1 pseudogene is annotated in these 337 nt (G+C 58.8%); it reads left to right on the plus strand.

The features are described 5' to 3' along the window. A pseudogene (locus VSR34_RS39010) lies at positions 1 to 124 on the plus strand (DDE-type integrase/transposase/recombinase); the annotation flags it as partial. Positions 125 to 337: the final 213 nt, after the last annotated feature.

A 337-nucleotide genomic window follows, 5' to 3' on the forward strand; every position in this document is an offset into this window, starting at 1 on the left:
GCGCGACACGCCGATCAAGATCCGCCAGAACAAGTATCTGAACAACATCATCGAGCAGGACCACCGAGCGATCAAACGCATCATCAAACCGATGATGGGATTCAAGGACTTTCGCTGTGCCCGCATCCCGCGGTCCGACGCAACCGCCGCATCAGGTCGTCGACGAGCCGTTCTGAAACAACAACGGGGGCTTCATCACCCCCGTTCTACAGAGGTGGCCGCGCAAAATCGGACAGCGGGATAAGTGGAACGGCCGGGGCCTGAGCCAGCGATAATGCAGGCAAAGGAACCGAGGAAATGACGAAACGAACCCGACGCACGCACTCAGCGGCGTTCA

It is taken from the genome of Paraburkholderia sp. JHI2823 (genome assembly GCF_038900695.1).
GTDB lineage: Bacteria > Pseudomonadota > Gammaproteobacteria > Burkholderiales > Burkholderiaceae > Paraburkholderia > Paraburkholderia mimosarum.